General features: G+C 62.3%; 2 protein-coding genes. One reads left to right on the forward strand and one right to left on the reverse strand.

Features of this window, described 5'->3' with window-relative positions:
* A partial coding sequence (urtA, locus tag DYI24_RS24625; RefSeq protein ID WP_164574189.1) for an urea ABC transporter substrate-binding protein occupies nt 1–1,117 on the reverse strand: 1,117 nt, incomplete at its 3' end.
* A gap of 490 nt (nt 1,118–1,607) precedes the next feature.
* Here urtA and DYI24_RS24630 point away from each other — a divergent pair.
* A partial coding sequence (locus DYI24_RS24630; RefSeq protein WP_205523674.1) for a DEAD/DEAH box helicase occupies nt 1,608–2,764 on the forward strand: 1,157 nt, incomplete at its 3' end.

Below are 2,764 nucleotides of genomic sequence, written 5' to 3' on the forward strand. Positions count from 1 at the left end.
TCGGCAGCATTTCAGAGATGCCGCCGGTCAGGTTCGGCGCCTTGGTGCCCGGCAGCGCGTCGATCACCTTGTCCGGGTCGACCGAGCCGGCCTTCTCGACCGCCTTCACCCACATGTTGAAGCCGATCACGTGGGCTTCCATCGGGTCGTTGGTCACGCGCTTCGGATTCTTGGTGTAGGCCTGCCAGTCCTTGATGAACTGCTCGTTCTCGGGGGTCTTGATCGACTGGAAGTAATTCCAGGCGGCGAGATGGCCGACCAGCGGCTTGGTGTCGATACCGGCGAGCTCTTCTTCGCCGACCGAGAACGCCACCACCGGAATGTCGGTAGCCTTGATGCCCTGGTTGCCGAGCTCCTTGTAGAACGGCACGTTGGCGTCGCCGTTGATGGTGGACACCACGGCGGTCTTCTTGCCCGCCGAGCCGAACTTCTTGATGTCGGCGACGATGGTCTGCCAGTCCGAGTGACCGAACGGGGTGTAGTTGATCATGATGTCTTCGGACTTGACGCCCTTCGACTTCAGATAGGCTTCGAGGATCTTGTTGGTGGTGCGCGGATAGACGTAGTCGGTGCCGGCCAGCACCCAGCGCTCGACCTTTTCTTCCTTGGCGAGATAGTCGACCGCCGGGATCGCCTGCTGGTTCGGCGCGGCGCCGGTGTAGAACACGTTGCGCTCGCTCTCCTCGCCTTCGTATTGCACCGGGTAGAACAGGATCGAGTTCAGCTCCTTGAACACCGGCAGCACCGACTTGCGCGACACCGAGGTCCAGCAGCCGAACACCACCGAAACCTTGTCCTTGGTGATCAGTTCGCGGGCCTTCTCCGCAAACAGCGGCCAGTTCGACGCCGGATCGACCACCACCGCCTCGAGCTTCTTGCCGAGCACGCCGCCCTTCTTGTTCTGCTCGTCGATCAGAAACAGCACCGTATCTTTCAGCGTGGTCTCGCTGATCGCCATGGTGCCGGACAGCGAATGCAGCACGCCCACCTTAATGGTGTCGTCCGCCGCCTTGGCCGGCCCGAACGCCGACAGGCCCAGAGCCAGGCCGGCCGCCGCGGCCAGCCAGCTCCGGCGGCTGATCGGGGTCGCTCCGAGTCGCTTGGTTTCAATACGCATGAGGTGTCATCTCCCTGACGCAGACATGATGCGCGGCCCCAACGGCCGTCTGCGGCAAGGAAGATCGCAAGAAGTATGCCATGCCCTCGGATGCGCCTAAGGCGATGATCCCGCGGGACAATTCGTATTTGAGCAAAGTTCGCTATGAGCACGTCAGCCCAATGAATGGGCAGAAGCAATGACCGCACATTGGCCATCCAGCACAACAAATGATCAAATGTTCGCAAGCTGATTAATTATTGCACTTTCCTGCCGATCGCGAAGGAACAGCAATTGGACCTTGAAAGCAGTGCAGCGATGTTCCATATGACTGTGAGAGACCTAGAGAATCATCAGGTCGTTGCGAGCCGCGTGTTCTGATCCCGCGTTCTGTCCTGAACAGCGGTTTCTGGTTCGCCTTTCATCCGATAATAGCCGACGTTCCGGACACGCGAGCGTCTCAGAGTTTCCAAGCGCTCCCGACGGGCTCCGTCGGGCGTTTGCTTTCATGATGGAAAGAACCAACCTTTTGACCTCATTTCAGGAATTCGGCCTCGCCGATCCGATCGCTCGCGCTCTTCAGGAAGAAAACTACCACACCCCCACGCCGATCCAGGCGCAGACTATCCCCCTCGCCCTTGCCGGCCGCGACGTCGTCGGCATCGCCCAGACCGGCACCGGCAAGACCGCCTCGTTCGCGCTGCCGATCCTGCACCGCCTGCTGCAGAACCGGATCAAGCCGGCCTCCAAGACCTGCCGCGTGCTGGTGCTGAGCCCGACCCGCGAGCTCTCCGGCCAGATCCTCGACAGCTTCAATGCCTATGGCCGCCACATCCATCTCAGCGCCGCGCTGGCGATCGGCGGCGTGCCGATGGGCCGCCAGGTTCGCAGCCTGATGGGCGGCGTCGACGTCCTCGTCGCCACTCCGGGCCGCCTGCTCGACCTCGTCCAGGGCAACGCGCTCAAGCTCGCGCATGTCGAATTCCTGGTGCTGGACGAAGCCGACCGCATGCTCGACATGGGCTTCATCAACGACATCCGGAAGATCGTCGCCAAGCTGCCGATCAAGCGGCAGACGCTGTTCTTCTCGGCCACCATGCCGAAGGATATCGCCGACCTCGCCGAGCAGATGCTGCGTGACCCCGCCCGCGTGGCGGTGACACCGGTATCCTCGACGGTGGAGCGGATCAACCAGCGGGTGATCCAGCTCGACCATTCCGCCAAGCCGGCCGCGCTCGCCCAGATCCTCAAGGACGACAAGGTCAATCAGGCGCTGGTCTTCACCCGCACCAAGCATGGTGCCGACAAGGTGGTGAAGGGCCTCGCGCGGGCCGGTATTACCGCCGACGCGATCCACGGTAACAAGTCGCAGAACTACCGCGAGCGCGTGCTGGCGGCATTCCGTACCGGCGAATTGCGCACCCTGGTAGCGACCGATATCGCCGCGCGCGGTATCGACGTCGACGGCGTGTCACACGTGGTCAACTTCGACCTGCCGAATATCCCCGAGACTTACGTCCACCGCATCGGCCGCACCGCGCGCGCCGGAGCGGACGGCACTGCAATCTCGCTTTGCGCGGGCGAAGAGATGGCGTATCTGCGCGACATCGAAAAACTGATCAAGGTGTCGTTGCCGAAGGAAGATCGTCGCACCCCGGGCGCCCACGC

The organism is Rhodopseudomonas sp. BR0C11 (assembly GCF_010820945.1).
Lineage (GTDB): Bacteria > Pseudomonadota > Alphaproteobacteria > Rhizobiales > Xanthobacteraceae > Rhodopseudomonas > Rhodopseudomonas palustris_H.